This window comes from Intrasporangium sp. DVR, assembly GCF_040365325.1.
Taxonomy (GTDB): domain Bacteria; phylum Actinomycetota; class Actinomycetes; order Actinomycetales; family Dermatophilaceae; genus Intrasporangium.
This window is the reverse complement of the sequence record NZ_BAABZW010000005.1, coordinates 522,027-541,342: the sequence shown is the minus strand read 5'-3', so window position 1 is coordinate 541,342 and position 19,316 is coordinate 522,027. Positions and strand designations below refer to the sequence as shown.

Below are 19,316 nucleotides of genomic sequence, written 5' to 3'. Positions count from 1 at the left end.
GCGCGTCTGCAGTTCGTGAGACCTACCATGAGGAGCACGCTGAGAGAGAGGCGTGACATGCATGAACCCAGCGGTCTCACTGAGCTCGTAAACGCCGCGGCCGGTGGAGACCCCGAGGCGTGGAGCACGATCGTTGAGCGGTTCTCGAGCCTGCTCTGGTCGGTCGGTCGGTCCCACCGGCTGTCCATGGAGGACGCGGCTGACGTCGTGCAGAACACCTGGCTTCGTCTGCTCGACAACCTCGACCGGATCGAGCAGCCCGAGGCACTCCCCGGGTGGCTGGCGACGACGGCGAGGCACGAGTGCCTGTCGATGCTGCGTCGGCGGGGACGTGACGTCCTCGTCCGCGACGACGACCTGGGGCCGATGCTCGTCGATGTTGAGTCCGCGTCCCTCGACGCCGCGCTCCTCGAGGACGAGCGCGACGTCCAGCTGTGGTCCTGCTTCGCGAGGTTGTCGGAGCGGTGCCAGCGGTTGTTGCGCGTCCTCATGGTGTGCGACCGTCCCAACTATGCGGAGGTGTCCGCCTCCCTCGGCATGCCCGTCGGCTCGATCGGTCCGACGCGCATGCGGTGCCTCTCCACGCTGCGGTCACTGGTCTCCGACACCGGATACGCCTTCGAGAGCGGAGGGGGTCGACCCCGATGACCACCCAAGACCTGCACCCTGATGACTTGGCGCTCCTCGAGCGTCTCGGCGCGATCGTCGGCATCGTCGACCCGGTGCCTCCGGACGTGATCGAGCTCGGCAGGGCCGCCTTCGCCCTGCACCATGCCGACACCACCGTCATGACGTTGGTCGCCGATGCCATGGCCGGAGCCGCGCTGCGCGCGACGCCCAGCGCCCGTGGCACGTCGCACCTGCTCGTCTTCGAGCACGGACCGGTGTCGATCGAGCTGGACGTCACCTGGCGCCGCGACTTCGGCCGCATCCTCGGGGTGCTGACCGACGCCTCGGGCTCCCTGACCGAGGGAGCGCACGTGACCCTGGAGACCCGAACGGTGACGCGCACCGTCGACCTGGAGGACGATCGCTTCACCTTCGACCGCGTGCCGCTCGGGCTGGCGCGGGTCGTCGTGGAGCAGTCCGGCGAGCGGATCATGTCGACGACGTGGTTCGACGTCGGCTGACGCCGCCGCCGCGAGCTGCCGCAAAAGCCCGGTGAGGCCGGTCACGCACCCCAGGCCGTGAACGATGCGGCCGTGGCGGCGTGGAGCACGTCACCCTGAGCTGCTCTCCGTGCGGCGAGCCAGCCCTCGGACAGGGCACCGCCCCGCCCGGCGACGGCGTGCACCTGGGCCATGACGCTGAGCGTGGCCTGGTCGTTGACGGGCACGACGCTGGCCAGGACGTCCGAGGTGCCCATGCCGAGCAGCGCTGACACCAGGCCCAAGGCCTCGTGCGGGCCGATCGGCGCGGCTCCTCCAGAGTCGCAGGCGGACAGGATGATCGACCGGGGCGGCCGCTGGAGCTCCTCGAGGTCGTGCACGGTGAGGGGTCCGTCGGCGAGCTGCAGGGAGGAGAAGAGCGGCGCCTCGGCGCGGAAGGTGCCGTGGGCCGCGATGTGCGCGAGCGCCGCGCCATCGAGGATCTGGAGGGCGGCGGACACCGTGGCCTGCTCCGCCGGGAGGACGAGCGCGCCGTGGTGGATGGGACTGAGATTGGTCACCTCGGACTCCCTCGTGCTCAGGCCCGGCCCGGTGATGAGGGAGACGTGCTCGGCTCCGGGCTCACGGCCGGACCGTCTCGCCTTGAGCCACTGGGTGACCGAGGGGCTGACCGACAGGGGTGACTGGGCGAAGAGGCGCAGCAGCCCCCACGGAGCGGTGAGGAGTCCGGCGGGGGGCACGACGACGACCGGCCGCTCGGGGTCGCGGAGGAGGCGTTCCACCGCGGGAGCATGCGGACCGAGGAGCGTTGCTTCGAGCCGCGCCGCCGTGGCATCGAGGTCGACGAGGCGCCCGGAGGCGGCCCTCCTCAGGGCGAAGCGGGCGAACTCGGCCTCCTTCTCGGCTCTCGCGGCGCCGCCGATCTCCAGGTGCCGAACTCGCTGCCGGCAGACCATGACGAGGTGCAGGGTGCCACGGTCGTTGACGAAGGTGAGCAGGATGCCATTGCCCAGCTCCGCGAGCACAGCGTCGAGGTCGAGCCCGGCTGGGTCGCCGAAGGCGCTGCCCCCGCCGGCTCGCATCCGGTGATGCGCTCGCCGGATCGACGCCTCGAGCCGGGCCCGCTCGGCCCGCAGCGCGGAGAGGGTCGCGGGGTCGCCGTCGCTCTGGCCGTCGAGGCGACGGGTCACGTCACGGAGCGCGGCCACGTCCCTGCTCAGGGCCGGGTCGTCCGGTCGGGTGATCGTGCCGTTGAGGGCCGCGGCGCGCCACCGCTCCGCCCACCACCACAGGTCACGGGGGCGGCCGGACCGCACTGCCGAGGCGACGGCGAGCCGGGCGAACTCGATCCCGTGCCCGCTGGCCAGGGCCCTCAGCTCGAGGTCGCCGAGGATCGCCCGGTGCTCGTCGACCGCGTCAAGGCCCTGCCGGCACGCGGCATAGAGGGCTCTCCGGTCACCGGCCTGGTCGGCGAGCAGGGCCGCGGCGAGCCAGCCGGCCGCTCGGGACAGCGGTGGTCCGGAGCGCCGGGTGGCCGCTGCCGACGCCAGGCTGGCCCGGGCCACCTCGGGGAGGCCGGCGTAGCGAGCGATGCGGCCTTGCAGCACCAGGGCGACCGGCAGGTCGAGTGACCGGGATGAGCGCAGCGAGGCGACGAGCTCCTCGGCATCGCGGAGCAGGCGGGCGTCGCGCGCTGCCTGGGCCCGCGGGCTGCGGTGTGGTGCGTCCCGCTCCTCCAGCGACCACGGTTGCAGCTCAGGGTGGTCCTCGAGGTGCTGCGCGCGAAGGCGCAGCAGCCGCGCCCGGTCCACCCAGCCGTGCCGCAGCTGCGAGCGGAACAGGCCGGCAGCCTCGTCGGCCTGTGCGTCGGCGAGCTGCGCATCACCCCGGGCGAGCGCGACGAGGGCGAGCAGGAGGAGCAGCTCTGCTCGGTGGACCGGTGCCAGGTCCTGCTCCAGTGCGTCACCGCACAGAGCCCCGGCCTCCTCGATGAGCCCGGCGGTGAGCAGGGCGTGGCCGTGGTCGATGAAGAGCTCGGGGGACACGTGGGCCAAGGCCGCGTAGCGCTCGGTGACCCGGTCGAAGACGGCGAGGGCGTGGGGCAGGTCCCCGCGTTGGTGGGCCGCGAGCGCCTGGTTGTGCAGGGCCTGGGCCGCCTCGAAGTCCTGCCCGAGGCTTCCGAGGAGCTCTTCGGCCCGGGCGGCGTCGGCCTCGGCGGCATCGACGTCACCGAGCGCGAGGTGCGCCATGCATCGGGCGTTGAGTGCGCGACCCTCCCAGAGGCGGTCGCCTGCGGCTCGGCAGCCGTTCACTGCACGGCTGAGGTCCGCGAGCGCCTCGGTGTGGCGCGACATCGCCAACAGCACGCCGCCACGGCGGTGGAACAGCCGCGGCAGCTGCGCAGGCGGAGTGAGCTGGACCGCCTCCTCGAAGCGTCGGAGGGCTTGGGCGGTCCGACCGGCGACGAAGAGCACGGTGCCGAGCGTCGCCAGCACGTCTCCGGTGCGCTCCGCACCGACGCGACGAGCCAGTTGCAGCGCGGTGAACCCGTGGGCGATGGCGTCGTCCATGCGGCCGCGGTCGCGCTGCACGATCGCCGTGGCCTGGTGGGCGACGGAGAGCCGGTGCGGGTCGGATTCCAGGGCGATGATGCGGTCTGCCGTTGTCAGCGCCTCGACGGGCTGCGATATTGCCAAGGGCAGGAGGGCATCGACGTCGGTGAGCGGCGGGGACAACTGCGACGACCCGGACGTATCAGCGCGCACCTCCCGCACCTCTGCTCCACGACCCACGCTGCGACCCTCCAGGAGAAGACGATGACTCAGATCATGGCAGCACTCCGATGAACGCGTTCCCGCCTGGTGACAAATGGTGGGACTCGGGCCAGGAGCGGCTGAGGCGCGCCCGGTACGCAGACCAGGTCCGGCTCATCCGCAATGCGCTGCGCGACCACGGGAAGCCGGTGGGGCTCTATCCGTCGGTCGACGACGAGCACCTCGACGAGGTCGAGTTCATGTACCGGGCCGACACCGTCCTGACGAGCGACGCCGACGCGCCGCGGGTCCGACGGCTGCTCGGGCTCCCGGAGACCGACGACAAGTACGCAGAGGGGCTGCCTGACCCGATCAACGGGCTCACCGTGCTGAAGATCGAGGATCCGGCGACCGAGGTCGTGGACCGGGTGAACCGGGCCATCGGCAAGGGGGTGGTCCGCTTCGACACCGCGGTCCACGTCAGCCCGTTCAGCTACTGCCCCGCCACCGAGCCCGACCCTGCGACGAGCGGCCCGGAGCCGGGCGTGAACCCGAACGCAGGGGCCGGACGGTGCGTGCGCGTCGCGGTGGTCGACACGGGGTGCATCGATGCGGTGGTCAACCAGCATTCGTGGTTGGCGGGCGTGCGCGGTGACGCCGAGGCGCCGCCCTCGCAGGTCGGGCACTACCGCGGCCACGGGACCTTCGTCGCCGGTGTGCTGCGCACCCAGGCACCGGGCGCCGACGTCCGGATCTGGTCGCTCTTCCCCCACGGAGGCGCCGCCTTCGAGAGCGATCTGGCCCCACGCCTCGTCGACGTCTTCCTCTCCAACGTCGACATCATCAGCATGTCGGCCGGAGTGTCCCCGGCCGACGGGCAGTCACTGCTCAGCCTCAAGGCCTTCTACGACAACTACCTCAAGGGCAGCACGACCCTGCTGGTCTGCGCGGCCGGCAACGACGCGGGCCCCGGGCCCTTCGAGCCGGCCAGTCAGGGCTGGCCGGTTGCGGTCGGGGCATTGGACCCCGATGGGCGCCAGGCGGGCTACAGCAACCACGGCTGCTGGGTCGACGTGTGGGCTCGGGGGACGGACGTGGTCAACGCCTACCCCAGGGGCAAGTACAAGTACATGGAGCCGCCGATGGCGGGCCAGCCGGACGGCAGCTTCACCAAGGGCCTGGCGAGCTGGAGCGGCACGTCCTTCGCGACACCACTCGTGGCCGGGCTCGTCGCCGCGCGGATGGCCACCTACGGCGAGAACGCCCGCCAGGCCTGGGCCGCCCTGTCCGGCGTTGCCGCCGCCCGCGCGGCGGCGAGCGGCGGCCTCTGGGTGCTCCGCCCCGGGGACGGGGACTGAGCCAGCCGCACGCCAAGGGCCCGCTTCCGTGTGGAAGCGGGCCCAGCGGCATACGGGCTGCTCGGTCGATGTGATCGATCGGTCCAGACCTCGATCGATCACATCGAACCGGGACAGGGAGGCGTGCTCAGCGCTCCTCGGTGCCGGCGATGAACGCCTCGAGCTTCGCGCGGCCCTCGGTGTCCTCGCGCTGCACGGGAGGGGACTTCATCAGGTAGGACGACGCCGAGATGAGGGCGCCGCCGATGCCGCGGTCCTTGGCGATCTTCGCCGCGCGGATGGCGTCGATGATGATGCCGGCCGAGTTGGGGGAGTCCCACACCTCGAGCTTGTACTCGAGGTTCAGCGGCACGTCACCGAACGCGCGACCCTCGAGCCGGACGTAGGCCCACTTGCGGTCGTCGAGCCACTGGACGTAGTCCGACGGGCCGATGTGGACGTTCTTGTCGTCGACCTTGCCGGCGAGCGAGCCCGTGAGGTTGGACGTCACGGACTGCGTCTTGGAGACCTTCTTGGACTCGAGGCGCTCGCGCTCGAGCATGTTCTTGAAGTCCATGTTGCCGCCGACGTTGAGCTGGTACGTCCGGTCGAGCGCGACGCCGCGGTCCTCGAAGAGCTTGGCCATGACGCGGTGCGTGATCGTCGCGCCGACCTGGCTCTTGATGTCGTCACCGATGATCGGCACGCCGGCGTCCTCGAACTTCTTGGCCCACTCGGGGTCGGAGGCGATGAAGACGGGCAGCGCGTTGACGAAGGCGACGCCCGCGTCGATGGCGCACTGGGCGTAGAACTTGTCGGCCTCCTCGGAGCCCACCGGCAGGTAGGACACGAGCACGTCGACCCGGGCGTCCTGGAGCGCCTGGACGATGTCCACCGGCTCGGCCGACGACTCGTCGATGGTCAGGCGGTAGTACTTGCCGAGGCCGTCGAGCGTGTGGCCGCGCTGCACGGTGACGCCCGTGGTGGGCACGTCGGCGATCTTGATCGTGTTGTTCTCGGAGGCGTTGATCGCCTCGGAGAGGTCCTTGCCGACCTTCTTGTCGTCGACGTCGAAGGCAGCGACGAACTCGACGTCCTTGACGTGGTACTCGCCGAGCCGGACGTGCATGAGGCCCGGCACGGTGCCGGCCGGGTCAGCGTCCTTGTAGTACTCGACACCCTGGACGAGCGAGCTCGCGCAGTTGCCGACGCCGACGATGGCGACGCGTACGGAACCCATGGATTACTCCTTGTTGTGTGGCGGGGTTTGCTGTGGCTGGGTCTGGCGGTGTGGCTGAGGTGAGGCGAGTGGGAGGTCGAGGTCGTATGCCGCTGGGCCCGGATCCAGCGCAGCGCGGCGTTCCGCGCTGATGAGCTCCTCGAGCCACCGCACCTCTCGCTCCGCGCGCTCCTCACCGTGCTGTTGCAGCACGAGGGTGTAGGCGTCCATCCGCTCCCGGTTGCGGGCGCTGACCTCGCGGATCCGGGCGAGCCGCTCCTCGAGGCGTGAGCGGCGCCCCTCGAGGATGCGCAGGCGCACCTCCCGCTCGGTGCGGGAGAAGAACGCGAGGCGCACGTCGAAGTCGTCGTCGTCCCAGGCGTCCGGGCCGCTCGCCGCGACGAGGTCCTGGAAGCGCTCCTTGCCCTCCGGCGTCAGCTGGTAGGTGATCCTGGGCCGCTTGCCCACCGTCGACGGATCGGGGGTCTCGGTGATGTGGCCGGCGTCGACGAGGCCACGCAGGGCCGGGTAGAGCGAGCCGTAGGAGAGGGCACGGAAGATCCCGAGGGCGGTGGTGAGGCGCTTGCGCAGCTCGTAGCCGTGCAGGGCACCGTCGTGGAGGACCCCGAGGATGGCGAACTCGAGCAGCGCGGCACGCCGGCTCTGGGGTCGCTCGCCTCGGGTCACACTCGAACTCTACACGGCAGATATATCGCCGCGATACATCGCCCTGGTCCGCCTGCGTCGCAGCGCTCAGTCCACCGGCGTGTAGACCGCGATGTAGGCGACGCCGTCGACGGGACGCGCACCCTCTGCGCTGAGCTCGACCGTGCCCGCCGCCCGGGCAGGCTGGGGAACCGTCTCCTGGCTACCGTTCTCCAGACGAGAGGACTCCGACTCCAGCCCACTCAGGTACAGGGTGCCCACCCTCGGGTAGCGCGACGGAGTGCTGGATCCGAAGGTCACGACGAACGGCTGGTTCACCGGAGTGCTGACCTCGGGCAGTGGGCCGCGGTCGGCCGGGCCGGAGACCAGACGCTCGAGTCGGTACTGGAAGCCCTGGTGCTCGATGACCTCAGGCACGGCCGCCCTCGCCTTCCCGAGCTCGTCCTCGATGAGACGCTGCGGCCCGAGGTCGTAGACGCCGGCCGCGAGGCGAACCCCCGGGTTGGTCAGGGGCCGACCGTCGCGGTCGACGAGCTCGACTCGGAGCGTGGTGTCGGTGCCGAGCCTGATCTGCGGGTTGCCCTCGCCGGGCTCGCCCGGGGTGATGGAGGCCAACAGGTCTCCCCTGGGGGGCACCTCGGCGCGGCAGGTCCCCCCGAAGTAGCCCTCCTGACCGGAGATCGAGGCCCGGACCCAGGTCTCCTTCGCGCTCGCCTGGTCCTGGCCCGGAGGCAGCCAGCACTCGACGACATAGGCGACCCGCTGCGTCCGCGGCGTCCAGGTGGCGCGGACCACGCGCTGCCCCGGGTCCCCGATGACCCCGACGGCGAGCGTGTCCTCCGCGACGGTGGCGCGCAGCCGCAGGCCGTCCTTGACGACGTCGCCCGGCGAGTCCGGGACGGCACGGAAGGGCATGCCGTCAGCTCCGACGGTGGTGGGGGCGGCGCTGGTGGTTGCCGGCGCCGGGACCACCCGGGCGACCGGCTGGTTGGCCACGATCATCCCCACCGCCAGCAGGCCGGCGGCCACCCCTCCGACCGCGCCACCGGCGCGCCGGCGCTTCGTCGCCCGGATCCGGGTGCGGACGCCGTCGGACAGGGAGCCGGTGTCGGCCTCGACGTCGTGGGCTCGCAGGTCGAGCTCGTCACGCAGGTCGGTGAGGTTCATCGGGAGCCCTCCTTCTGAGGGGTGGTGGGTGAGTCGATGAGGGTCGGGTCGAGGCGCAGCTTGGTCAGGGCCTTGCTCGCCTGGCTCTTGACCGTGCCGATCGTGATACCGAGCAGCTCGGCGGTCTCGGCCTCGGACAGGTCCTCGTAGAAGCGGAGCACGACGACGGCCCGCTGCCGCTTCGGCAGCCGGCCCAGGGCCTGCCACAGGTCGGTGCGCTCGTCGACCTGCCGGGCACCCGCGGCCCCGTCGGCCCCGGCGCCGCGGCGCTCGGGCAGGGTCTCCGTCGGCTCCTCGCCGTGCCACTTGCGGCGCCACCAGCTCGAGTACGTGTTGACGAGGATCCGGCGGACGTAGGCCTCCGGTGCCCCCTCGATCCGTCCCCACGCGAACCACGCCTTGGCGAGCGCGGTCTGCAGGAGGTCCTCGGCCAGTCCCCGGTCCCGCGTCAGCAGGTAGGCGGTGCGCAGCAGCGGTGTCGAGCGGGCGGCGACGAACGCGTCGAAGTCCGCCCGGCCCATGGTCACCCCTGCCTCCCCGCGTTGAATGAGCGTCGTCACATTGACAAGGACCACCCAGCCCCGCGCCAAGGTTGCCTCACTCGACGAAGGAAACCCAGCGGCATACGGAATGGCGTGTCCGTATGCCGCTGAGCTCCTTGGGTGCCTGTGTGCCCGCTGTGGGTGGCGGGGTTCATTTCGGTGTGCGGCGCGTTGTCGGGCCATACTGATATGCGGCTCGAGAGGTGTCTCGGGCCGCCGCATGAAATGGAAGTGGTGGAGTGACACAGAGCAGGCGCGAGATCCGTGCTGCGCAGCTGGCCGCCGAGAAGCGCAGCCGGCGCGCCGGCAACCAGCACACCCCCGGCTCGGGCGAGCCGGCAGACACGGGTGACGCGCTCGAGTTCCGGGCGGGCGGTCGTGGGCGGGGTCGCGGCGATGGTCGTGGGGATGGTCGTGGCGATGGTCGTGGCGCCCGTGGCGGGTGGAGGCGCTGGGTCGTCCCCACCCTCAAGTGGGGCTCGCTGGCGGCGGTGGTGCTCTTCGTCCTCGGGGTCGCCGGCGTGTGGTTCGCCTATGCGAAGACCGATGTCCCCAAGCCCAACGAGTTCGCCAGCCGGCAGGTCTCGATCGTCTACTACTCCGACGGCAAGACGGAGATCGACCGCATCGTCCAGGACGAGGGCAACCGCCAGATGGTCGACCTGTCCAAGGTGCCCGAGGCCGTCCAGAAGGCGCACATCGCGGCCGAGGACCGCACCTTCTACGTCAACAACGGCATCTCCGTCGGCGGCATCCTCCGGGCGGTCAAGACGAGCATCACCGGCGAGGCGCAGGTCGGCGGCTCGACGATCACGCAGCAGTACGTCAAGAACTACTTCCTCAGCCAGGACCGCACCCTGGAGCGCAAGGCCAAGGAGATCCTCATCGCGGTCAAGATCGACGGCGAGATGGAGAAGGACCAGATCCTCCAGGACTACCTCAACACCATCTACTACGGCCGCGGCGCGTACGGCATCCAGACGGCCGCCCGGGCCTACTTCGGCAAGTCGGTGGACAAGCTCGACGTCGCCGAGGGCGCCGTCCTCGCGTCCGTGATCAACGCCCCGTCCCTCTACGACCCGGCCGAGGGTGACGAAGCCGAGGCCCGGCTCGAGCGGCGCTACACGTACGTCCTCGACGGCATGGTCGAGGAGGGCTGGCTCACCGCGACTGAGCGAGCCAGGTACACCGAGCTGCCCGAGATCAAGGAGTACAAGGGCCAGCGGCTCTCCAAGGGCACGACCGGCTACATCACGGCGGAGGTCAAGAAGGAGCTCGTCCGCATCGGCCTGACCGACCAGGACATCGCCAAGGGCGGCCTGCGGATCGTCACGACGATCGACCGCAAGGCGCAGTCCAACGCCGTCAAGGCGATGGCGAAGAACCTCCCGAAGGGCGTGCAGGGTGGCCTCGTGGCGATCAAGCCCGGCGACGGCGCGGTCATCGCGATGTACGGCGGCGCCGACTACTCCAAACGGCAGCTGAGCAACGCCACGCAGGCGATCATGCAGGGCGGATCGAACTTCAAGCCGTTCGCGGTGCTGGCCGCGGTCCGCGAGAACATCTCGACCAAGACGAAGTTCGACGGCGACACGCCGAAGGAGTTCGACGGCTATCCGCACCCCGTCAATAACTACGACGACCGGGACTACGGCACGGTCGACATGCGCCGCATGGTCGGTCGCTCGATCAACACCGCCTTCGTCGAGCTCAACGAGACGATCGGCCCGGACAAGACCCGCAAGGCCGCCATCGATGCCGGGATCCCGGAGAAGACCCCCGGTCTGAAGAACGACCTGGGCAACGTGCTCGGCACCTCCTCCCCCCGCGTCATCGACATGGCGTCGGCCTACTCGACCATCGCCTCCCAGGGCATCCGGTCCACGCCGTACGTCATCGCCAAGGTGACCTCCGCCGACGGCAGCTACAGCTACACGGCAGAGCCGAAGACGCGCCGGGCCTTCGCCAAGGAGGTCACTGCCGACGTCACCGACGCGATGACCTACACGACGAAGGAGGGCGGCACCGCCACCAAGATCGGCCGTGAGTTCAACCGGCCGGTCGCCGCGAAGACGGGCACGTCCGAGGAGAACAAGTCGAAGTGGTTCAGCGGTTTCGTGCCGCAAATGGCCGTCTCCGTCGGCACGTACAAACCGACCGAGGACGGCAAGTCCACCGTCTCGCTCTCCCCGGAGGAGTCGGTCGCACCCGACGGGTCGACGATCCCGGCCAACATCTGGCTCGACTTCATGGTCCCGACGTTCGAGGGCGTCGAGGTCCTGCCGTTCCCGGAGCGTGCCGGAGTCGGCGACGAGGCCGTGCCGACGGAGCAGCCCACGACGACGGCGCCGCCGACGACCACCACCGCGCCGACGACGACCACGACGGCGCCGCCGACGACGACCGAGCCGACCAAGACGCCGCCGGGCAAGACGAAGGAGCCGACGGTCACGACGACGACCACGGAGCCGACGATCTCCGTCACGGTGCCCTTGCCGCAGGAGACGACGACCACGACCAAACCGGGCAACGGGAACGGATGACCGGGACGGGCCGCAGAGCCGGGTTCACCGACCCCGTCGCCACCGCCGCCACCGAGGTCATCGGCGGACCCCGCGGACGCTACGCCGCCCGTGAGCTCCCGTGGGTGCTCACGGCGGCGGTGCTGTCCGCCCTCGCGGCGATCCCCGCCGGGTTCGGCATCGCGCTGCGGATCCCGTGCCTGCGCACCCACTGGGCAGGCGAGGGCCAGTTCTGGAACGCCTGCTACTCCGACCTGCCCAACGCCTACCGCGACGGCAACCTCGGCGCCGGGCTCGCCGCCTTCCTCCAGGGGAGCGACGGCGCGCCGACCACCGGCCAGCCCCCGCTCACCGGACTGGCGCTGATGGCCGTGGCCAGTCTCGTCCCGTCCGCAGAGCGGGAGGGGACTCGCATCGCATGGTTCTTCGCCCTGTGGGCCGTCCTGCTGACCGTGCTCCTGCTCGTCCTCGTCTGGCTGGTCGCGTCGACGGCCCGCCGGCCGTGGGCGGCCGCGCACGTCGCGCTGGCGCCGGTCGTCGCCCTCGTCGGCTTCGTCTCGGCGGACCTGCTCGGCGTGGCACTTGCGAGTGCGGGGATGTGGGCCTGGGCGCGGAGCAAGCCCGCGACCGCCGGTGTGCTGCTGGGCCTGGCGGTGTCGGCCCGCTCCTACCCCGTGCTCATCCTCGTCGCCATCGGTCTGCTCGCGCTGCGTTCGGGTCGGCTGCTACCGTTCGCCCGCACGGCTTCGCACGCCGTCGCGACCTTCCTCGCCGTGTTCGGCGCGCTCTGGCTGCTGCACCCCGAGGCCGCTGCATCGTCCTACCGCGCGTGGGCCTCCGCCGCGGCGGGTTACGGCTCGCCGTGGCTGCTGCCCCAGTTGGCCGGGCATCCGCTGCCGACCTGGGCCCTGACGGCGCTCGCTGCGCTCGGCTGGGTGATCGCCGTCGGCGTGGGCGCGGTGCTCGCCCTGGCCAGTGCCCGGCGCCCGACGCTCGCCGAGGTGTCGCTCGTCATGGTCGGGATCGTCCTCGTCACGGGGAGGTCGTTCACCGTGCAGAGCTCGCTCTGGCTCGTCCCGCTCCTCGCCTGGTGCCTCGTGCAGTGGCGGGACCACCTGATCTGGGCGGGCGCCGAGGCGATGCACTTCGTCGCGGTGTGGCTGACGATCGCGGCGACGAAGGTGCCCGACCGCGGCATGCCCAACTCCTGGTACGCCTTCTTCTCCATGCTTCGGGTCATCGCCGTGCTCTGGCTGGTCGCGATGGTCTGGCTGCGGGCCCGCGAGCGTTGGGGCCGCCCGGGGGGCGAGGTCGACGACCTCGCCGGACCGATGCAGGACGCCGAGGATCGCCTCATCGTCAGGTTCTCCTGACACCCGGACGCTGCGGCACCCACGGGGCCTCACCGCCGTCGCCGGCCGGCCCCCGCTGAGCCCGAAAGACCCGCGTGGCTGGGCGGCCGCCTCCGATTTCGGCGTATGCCGCTGGGCCCGGTAGTCTTGCCGGGTTCGCCGTGTGCCCTTCCGCCCCGGGTGAGAGCCGGGGGTGCTTGTGGAGAGAGCCGATGTGATGTCGGCGCGATCTGCGAGGGTGGGTAGCGGCGGGACGTTTGCAACCCTCCTGTCACGGGAGAGACCCGTGACCGCCAAGACCGAAGGAGGTGGGTACAAGCATGCGTCAGTACGAACTCATGGTCATCCTCGACCCCGAGACCGAGGAGCGCACCGTCTCCACCACGATGGACAAGTTCCTCAACGTGGTGAAGAAGGACGGCGGCACCGTCGACAACGTCGACATCTGGGGCCGTCGCCGGCTGGCCTACGACATCAAGAAGAAGTCCGAGGGCATCTACGCCGTCGTCAACTTCACCGCAGAGCCGGCCACGGCTCAGGAGCTCGACCGCCAGCTGAACCTCAGCGAGTCGATCATGCGGACCAAGCTGCTCCGTCCCGGCGCCTGATCCTCTCGATCAACACCGATCACCCAACGAAGGACTGAACGGAGCCACCCATGGCAGGCGACACCGTCATCACGATCATCGGCAACCTGACCGCTGACCCCGAGCTGCGTTTCACGCCGTCCGGCGCGGCGGTCGCGAACTTCACCGTGGCCTCCACACCGCGGATGTTCGACCGTCAGAGCAATGAGTGGAAGGACGGCGAGACGCTGTTCATGCGCTGCTCCGTCTGGCGCGACGCGGCGGAGAACGTCGCAGAGTCGCTCCAGCGCGGCACGCGGGTCATCGTCTCGGGCCGACTCAAGTCTCGTTCGTACGAGACGAAGGAAGGCGAGAAGCGCACCGTCATCGAGATGGACGTCGACGAGATCGGCCCCTCGCTGCGCAGCGCCACGGCGAAGGTCAACAAGACCCAGCGTGGTGGCGGCGGCGGTGGTGGCTGGAGCGGTGGCGGCCAGCAGGGCGGCGCGGACCCGTGGGCGACCGGTGCTGGTGCAGCCCCGGGTGGCCAGGGTGGTCAAGGCGCTCCGCAGGGTGGTCAGCAGGGTGGCTGGAGCCAGCCCGCTGGTGCCCCGCAGACGGGCCCGGCCGGTCCCGGCGGTCAGCAGGGTGGCTGGGGGCAGGGTGCTCCGAGCTACGACGAGCCCCCGTTCTGATCGGCAGACGCTGAGCCCGCTGGTGCGGGTGCGAGCATCCGCCGCTGAGCCAGCTCAGCGGCATACGAAACAGTTGTGAATCCCATCCCGGGGCAGGACCCCGGGCTTTCCAGAAGGAGAGCACCACGATGGCCAAGCCCGTTGTGCGCAAGCCCAAGAAGAAGGCCAACCCGCTGAAGGCGGCGAAGGTCGAGAACATCGACTACAAGGACACCGCGCTGCTGCGCAAGTTCATCTCCGACCGCGGCAAGATCCGCGCTCGCCGGGTGACCGGGGTGTCCGTCCAGGAGCAGCGGCTCATCGCCACGGCCGTGAAGAACGCCCGTGAGATGGCCCTGCTGCCCTACTCGAGCTCGGCTCGCTGAGCCCGGTCGCTCGAGAACCCAAGGAGAAGCACCCAATGAAGCTCATTCTCACTCACGAGGTCACCGGCCTCGGTGCCGCTGGTGACGTCGTCGAGGTCAAGGACGGCTACGCCCGCAACTACCTGCTCCCGCGCGGGCTCGGCACGCCGTGGACCAAGGGCGGCCAGAAGCAGGTCGACGCCCTGACGAAGGGCCGCCAGGTCCGCGCGATCCAGGACGTCGAGCAGGCCAAGTCCGTCAAGGGCCAGATCGAGGGCCTGCCGGTCACCGTCGCGGCGAAGGCCGGCCAGTCCGGCCGCCTCTTCGGCGCCGTCAGCAACGGTGACATCGCCGAGGCCGTCAAGGCCGCCGGTGGACCGCAGCTCGACAAGCGCAAGATCGAGGTCAAGCAGGCGATCAAGTCGCTCGGCTCCTACGAGGCGACCGTCCGGCTGCACGCGGACGTGGCGGCGACGCTCAAGTTCGAGGTCGTCCCCGCCTGAGCCCAGGCGTGCCGACCCCGGCAGCCCGGTTCCTCTCCGGAGGGACCGGGCTTCGTCGTGCTCCGGCCCCGTCGAGCGCGCCCGCGGTGGTCGACTGGCCCTCGACGTCAGGCCGACTCGCGCCGGATCAGCTCGGTGGGCAGCAGTGACACCCGATCGGGCTGCTCGCCGGCGAGGAGCCGCAGGAGGGTGTCCGCCATGACGATCCCCATCTGCTTGGTCGGCTGGGCGACCGTCGTCAGGGGGATCGGCCCTCGAGTGGCATAGAGGCTGTCGTCGTAGCCGACGACGGCGACGTCCCGGGGGACGACGCGGCCGCGCTCGGCGAGCGTCACCAGCGCGCCGCTGGCCATCAGGTCGCTGGCGATGAAGATCGCATCGAGGTCCGGATGGCGGTCGAGGAGCTCGCCGGCGGCTCGGGCGCCGCCGTCCGCGGTGAAGTCGCCGTGGGCGATCCGCTCGTCGGACAGGCCGGCCTCGCGCAGTGCGTCGCGCCAGCCGGTCTCACGGTCCAGGGCGGCCGGCATGTCCCGGGGCCCGGTGATCGTGCCGATCGCCCGACGCCCGGACTCGATGAGGTAGCGCGTGCCCTGCAGCGCGCCGTGCCTGTTGTCCACGTCGACGTAGTAGTCGGTGGGCCGTCCGGCAGTGCCTTCCTCGTCCATCGGCCGACCGCCGAAGACGACGGGCAGCGCTTGGCCGATGGACGCGAGGAAGTGGTCGCCCGAGTGGTGCGAGACGACGAGCGCGCCGTCGACATTGCCGCCGAGGAGGTAGCGCCGCGTCTTGTCGGACGGAGAGCTGTGGTGGGCCAGCTGGAGGTTGAGGACGTACTCGCTGGCGTCGAGCCGGTCACTGATGCCCTGCACGATGTCGGCGAAGTAGGGGTCCCCGAAGAAGCGGTGCGCATCCTCGGGGACGACGAGCGCGATCGACATGGTGGCCCGGGCGACGAGCGACCGGGCGGCCCGGTTCGGCACGTAGTTGAGCTCGGCGATCGCCGCCTCGACGGCGGCCTGGACCTCCGGGCTCACTCTGGGCGAGGCGTTGATGACGCGCGAGACCGTGGCGCGGGACACGCCGGCCAGCCGGGCGACCTCCTCGAGGGTCGGCCGGCCGGGTGCGGCCACGGTTCCGTGGGTCATGACCGGTTGCCTCCCCTCATCGGCTTGGAACCTTCCGTTCATCGTCCTCGTCCGGGCGTGGCGTCGCCACTGGGACCGCCGCTCCGAGCTCGCGGGTCCGGATGATCCGCGCATAGTCGAGGGCACTGGCCTTCGGGGTCCGCTGCTGCGTCTCGTAGTCCACCCGGACGATACCGAACCGCTTGGCGTATCCCCAGGCCCACTCGAAGTTGTCCATGAACGACCAGTAGAAGTAGCCCTGCACCGGCACGCCGGCGTCGACGGCGTCGAGCACCGAGGCGAGATGGGAGCGCACGTAGTCGACCCGGGCCCGGTCGTCGACGAACCCCGTGTCGTCGGGGTGGTCGTCGAAGGCAGCGCCGTTCTCCGTCACGTGCAGGGTGGTTCCGGCTGGGCCGGTGTACTCCTCGTGAAGGCGGACGAGGAGCCGCGTGAGGCCCTCCGGCTGCACCTCCCAGTCCATCGAGGTCACCGGGAGCCCGCGCGGGTGACCATGGACTCCGTCGGCAGCCGGGAAGGCGGACCGGGTCGGACGCGTGGTCGAGGGAGCGGCATTGAGCGTCGTCCGTGGGGGGAGGTGGCTGAACGCGCCGCCGTTGTAGTAGTTGACGCCGAGCACGTCGATCGGGGCGGAGATCGTGGCGAGGTCGCCGTCCCTGAGGTGCCCCTCGAGACCCAGTCCCGCCACGTCGGCGAGGACGTCGGCGGGATACTCGCCGCGGAAGATCGGGTCGAGGAAGATGCGGTTCATCTGTCCGTCGACCCGCCGCGCAGCGTCGATGTCACACGGGTCGGCTGGGTCGACAGGGTCCGCCACGGTGAAGTTGAGGGTCAGGCCGAGCCGCAGGGACGCGTCGCGCGATCGCAGCGCAGTGACCACCTGGCCGTGGCCGAGCATGAGGTGGTGGGCGGCGGCGAGCCCGTCTGAGGGTGACTGCCGGCCCGGCGCGTGCTCCCCGCTGGTGTAGCCGACGAAGGCCGAGCACCAGGGTTCGTTGAGCGTGGTCCACGTGGAGACGCGGTCGCCGAGCCGGTCGTGCACCGCGAGGGCGTAGTCGACGAAGCGGTCCGCCGTCTCGCGCACCGGCCATCCGCCGCGGTCCTCCAACGCCTGGGGCAGATCCCAGTGGTAGAGCGTCAGCCAGGGGGTGATGTCGGCGTCGAGCAGGGAGTCGACGAGCCGTTCGTAGAAGTCGAGGCCCTTGGCGTTGACCGTTCGCCCGTCGGGGGACACCCGCGCCCACGACGTGGAGAAGCGGTACGACTGCACGCCAAGGCTCTTCATCAGGGCTACGTCATCGGCGAACCGGTGGTAGTGGTCGCAGGCGACGTCACCCGTGTCGCCGTCGACGACGGCTCCGGGGGTGTGGGAGAAGGTGTCCCAGATGGAGTCGGCACGCCCGTCCTCGTGGCGCGCCCCCTCGATCTGGTAGGCGGCGGTGGCGACGCCGAGCACGAAGCCGTCCGGCAGCCGTCTCGCCGCGGAAACCGAGTTCTCCTGCGGCGCAACGGGATCACCTGCGCGGTTCGAGGAGGTGAGGTTGAGGGTCATCCCTTGACTGCTCCTTGCATGATGCCGGAGACGAGCTGCCGACCGGCGAGGACGAAGACGATGAGGAGGGGGATCGCGGCGAGGACGACGCCGGCGAGGACGAGGGAGTAGTCGACGTAGTAGGCCGCCTGCAGCTGCTGGAGCGCGACGGGCAGCGTCGGGTTGCCCGGCTCGAGCACGATGAAGGGCCAGAAGAAGTTCGTCCACGTGTAGATGAAGGTGAAGAGGCCGAGCATGGCGGCGCCGGGTCGCGCTGCGGGCAGGGCGACGCTCCAGAAGATCCGCAGCGTGGAGGCGCCGTCGACCCGCGCGGCCTCGACCAGCTCGTCGGGCAACGACTCACGGAGGTACTGGGTCATCCAGAAGACGCCGAACGCGTTGACCAGGGCGGGGAGGATGACCGCCCAGAGCCCGCCGATCCAGCCGAGCTTGGCCATGACGATGAAGAGGGGGACGACCCCGAGCTGGGTGGGTACGCACATCGTGGCGATGACGAAGAGGAGCAGGCCCTCGCGTCCACGGAACCGCAGCTTGGCGAACGCGAAGCCGGCCAGCGTCGAGAGCAGCACGACGAGGACCGAGACGACGGTGGAGACGATGATGCTGTTGCCCAACGCCTTCCAGAACGGCAGGGTCGAGATGACGGTGCTCGCGTTCGCGAGGAAGTTGCCCCCGGGCAGGAGGGAGACCTGGCCGCTGTTGATGGCGGCGGCGTCCTTGCTGCCGATGACGAAGGACCACCACAGCGGGAACGCGCTGCCGAGCAGGACGATGATGAGGAAGACGTATGCCGCTGGGCTCGCTTGCGCCTGTCGGGCCACGCGGGCGGTGGCTCCCTTGGGCGCCCGCGCACGCATTCGGTGGTCGGGCTCGTCGAGGCGTCGGGTGATGACGGTCATCGCTTCTCCTCCTTCGAGGCGATCCGGCGGATGACGAAGAAGTTGACGATGGCGATGAGGACGATGATGAGGAAGAGGAGCCAGGCGACGGCGGAGGCCCGTCCGAAGTTCTTCTGGTTCCAGCCGAGGTTGTAGAGGTAGATCGTCAGGGTCTGCCACTGCCGGTCGGCCCCGCCCTGGCCGTACTGGTCGAACATCCTCGGCTCGTCGAAGATCTGGAGACCTCCGATGGTCGACGTGATGGTGACGAAGATGATCGTCGCCCGCAGCTGGGGAACCGTGATGGAGAAGAAAGTCCGGATCCGACCGGCGCCGTCGATGAGGGCTGCCTCGTAGTAGTCCCGCGGGATGGTCTGCATGGCGGCGAGGAAGATGAGGGCGTTGTAGCCGGTCCACCGGAAGTTGACCATGGTGGCGATGGCGAGGTGGCTGGAGAGGGTGTCCTTGTGCCACTGGACCGGCTCGGCCCCCACCCAGCCGAGCAGCTGGTTGAACAGGCCGTACCGGTCGCCGAAGAGGTCGTTGAAGATGAGGACCACGGCGACGGGCGCGATGACGTAGGGAAGCAGCACGCCCATCCGCCAGAAGCTCTTGGCGCGCAGCCCGCTGTCGAGGGCGACCGCGATGGCGAGCGCGAGGATGATCTGCGGGACGGTCGAGAGCAGGAAGATGCTGAACGTGTTGCGGACGGCGTTCCAGAAGAACCGCTGCCCGAGGACGTCCTGGAAGTTCTTCAGGCCGACGAAGTCGCCCTGTCCGCCGATGAGGTGCCACTCGTGGAGCGACACCCAAGCGGTGTAGAGCAGGGGGAAGAGGCCGACGACGGCGAAGATGATGAAGAACGGCGAGATGTACGCGTACGGGGACGCCTTGGTGTCGAGACGGCTGAGGCGCTGGCGCCAGCGGGACCGCTGGATCGGGGGTGTGGGGCGCACCGACGGGTAG

At 70.3% G+C, this 19,316-nt stretch carries 18 protein-coding genes; 9 read left to right on the top strand and 9 right to left on the bottom strand.

Annotated features, from left to right (window positions below):
* Positions 1-57: 57 nt before the first annotated feature.
* A complete protein-coding gene (locus tag ABWV20_RS07060) occupies positions 58-648 on the top strand; it encodes an RNA polymerase sigma factor (RefSeq protein WP_353354123.1) in 591 nt (196 codons plus the stop codon).
* A complete protein-coding gene (locus ABWV20_RS07055; protein WP_353354122.1) occupies positions 645-1,130 on the top strand; it encodes a peptidase associated/transthyretin-like domain-containing protein in 486 nt (161 codons plus the stop codon). Before ABWV20_RS07060 ends, ABWV20_RS07055 begins: the two co-directional genes overlap by 4 nt.
* 41 nt (positions 1,131-1,171) lie before the next feature.
* On the opposite strand, the gene ABWV20_RS07050 is transcribed toward ABWV20_RS07055, so the two are convergent.
* Positions 1,172-3,874, bottom strand: a complete 2,703-nt coding sequence (locus ABWV20_RS07050) for a CHAT domain-containing protein (RefSeq protein ID WP_353354121.1) — start codon at positions 3,872-3,874, stop codon at positions 1,172-1,174.
* Between the two features lie 77 nt (positions 3,875-3,951).
* Between ABWV20_RS07050 and ABWV20_RS07045 the strand changes: the two genes are divergently transcribed.
* Positions 3,952-5,220 carry a S8 family peptidase gene (locus ABWV20_RS07045; protein WP_353354120.1) on the top strand — a complete coding sequence of 423 codons (1,269 nt, stop codon included), beginning with the start codon at positions 3,952-3,954 and terminating at the stop codon, positions 5,218-5,220.
* 127 nt (positions 5,221-5,347) lie between these two features.
* Here ABWV20_RS07045 and ABWV20_RS07040 read toward each other — a convergent pair whose 3' ends face one another.
* From ABWV20_RS07040 to ABWV20_RS07025, 4 genes are all read right to left on the bottom strand, one after another.
* Positions 5,348-6,439: an inositol-3-phosphate synthase gene (locus ABWV20_RS07040; protein WP_353354119.1), complete on the bottom strand. Its 1,092-nt coding sequence runs from the start codon at positions 6,437-6,439 to the stop codon at positions 5,348-5,350.
* Between the two features lie 3 nt (positions 6,440-6,442).
* Positions 6,443-7,105, bottom strand: a complete 663-nt coding sequence (locus ABWV20_RS07035) for a PadR family transcriptional regulator (RefSeq protein ID WP_353354118.1) — start codon at positions 7,103-7,105, stop codon at positions 6,443-6,445.
* A gap of 66 nt (positions 7,106-7,171) precedes the next feature.
* A complete protein-coding gene (locus tag ABWV20_RS07030; protein ID WP_353354117.1) occupies positions 7,172-8,251 on the bottom strand; it encodes a hypothetical protein in 1,080 nt (359 codons plus the stop codon).
* Entirely contained in the window at positions 8,248-8,811 is a 564-nt protein-coding gene (locus tag ABWV20_RS07025; RefSeq protein WP_353354116.1) for a SigE family RNA polymerase sigma factor, read from the bottom strand. Before ABWV20_RS07025 ends, ABWV20_RS07030 begins: the two co-directional genes overlap by 4 nt.
* Before the next feature lie 221 nt (positions 8,812-9,032).
* Between ABWV20_RS07025 and ABWV20_RS07020 the strand changes: the two genes are divergently transcribed.
* From ABWV20_RS07020 to rplI, 6 genes are all read left to right on the top strand, one after another.
* Positions 9,033-11,336: a transglycosylase domain-containing protein gene (locus tag ABWV20_RS07020; RefSeq protein WP_353354115.1), complete on the top strand. Its 2,304-nt coding sequence runs from the start codon at positions 9,033-9,035 to the stop codon at positions 11,334-11,336.
* Positions 11,333-12,688 (top strand): glycosyltransferase family protein, encoded by a 1,356-nt coding sequence (locus ABWV20_RS07015; protein WP_353354114.1) that lies wholly within the window; start codon positions 11,333-11,335, stop codon positions 12,686-12,688. The genes ABWV20_RS07020 and ABWV20_RS07015 overlap by 4 nt, the downstream gene beginning before the upstream one ends.
* A 299-nt stretch (positions 12,689-12,987) precedes the next feature.
* Positions 12,988-13,275, top strand: coding sequence for a 30S ribosomal protein S6 (gene rpsF / locus ABWV20_RS07010; RefSeq protein ID WP_272460679.1), 288 nt, complete (start codon positions 12,988-12,990; stop codon positions 13,273-13,275).
* A gap of 50 nt (positions 13,276-13,325) precedes the next feature.
* A complete protein-coding gene (locus tag ABWV20_RS07005) occupies positions 13,326-13,928 on the top strand; it encodes a single-stranded DNA-binding protein (protein WP_353354113.1) in 603 nt (200 codons plus the stop codon).
* Positions 13,929-14,056: 128 nt separating this feature from the next.
* The gene (gene rpsR, locus ABWV20_RS07000; protein WP_013494395.1) at positions 14,057-14,293 is read left to right on the top strand and encodes a 30S ribosomal protein S18; all 237 of its coding nucleotides are present in this window, start codon (positions 14,057-14,059) and stop codon (positions 14,291-14,293) included.
* Between the two features lie 35 nt (positions 14,294-14,328).
* Positions 14,329-14,775, top strand: coding sequence for a 50S ribosomal protein L9 (gene rplI / locus ABWV20_RS06995; RefSeq protein ID WP_353354112.1), 447 nt, complete (start codon positions 14,329-14,331; stop codon positions 14,773-14,775).
* A 107-nt stretch (positions 14,776-14,882) separates the two neighbouring features.
* Here rplI and ABWV20_RS06990 read toward each other — a convergent pair whose 3' ends face one another.
* Genes ABWV20_RS06990 through ABWV20_RS06975 form a run of 4 tightly spaced genes read right to left on the bottom strand, consistent with a single transcriptional unit; the run spans position 14,883 to position 19,306 of the window.
* Positions 14,883-15,920 (bottom strand): LacI family DNA-binding transcriptional regulator, encoded by a 1,038-nt coding sequence (locus ABWV20_RS06990; RefSeq protein ID WP_353354111.1) that lies wholly within the window; start codon positions 15,918-15,920, stop codon positions 14,883-14,885.
* Between the two features lie 16 nt (positions 15,921-15,936).
* Complete coding sequence (locus tag ABWV20_RS06985; protein WP_353354110.1) at positions 15,937-17,472, bottom strand: GH1 family beta-glucosidase; 1,536 nt, start codon at positions 17,470-17,472, stop codon at positions 15,937-15,939.
* Positions 17,469-18,371, bottom strand: coding sequence for a carbohydrate ABC transporter permease (locus ABWV20_RS06980; RefSeq protein WP_353354109.1), 903 nt, complete (start codon positions 18,369-18,371; stop codon positions 17,469-17,471). Before ABWV20_RS06980 ends, ABWV20_RS06985 begins: the two co-directional genes overlap by 4 nt.
* The gene (locus ABWV20_RS06975; RefSeq protein ID WP_502901761.1) at positions 18,368-19,306 is read right to left on the bottom strand and encodes a carbohydrate ABC transporter permease; all 939 of its coding nucleotides are present in this window, start codon (positions 19,304-19,306) and stop codon (positions 18,368-18,370) included. The genes ABWV20_RS06980 and ABWV20_RS06975 overlap by 4 nt, the downstream gene beginning before the upstream one ends.
* Positions 19,307-19,316 lie beyond the last annotated feature (10 nt).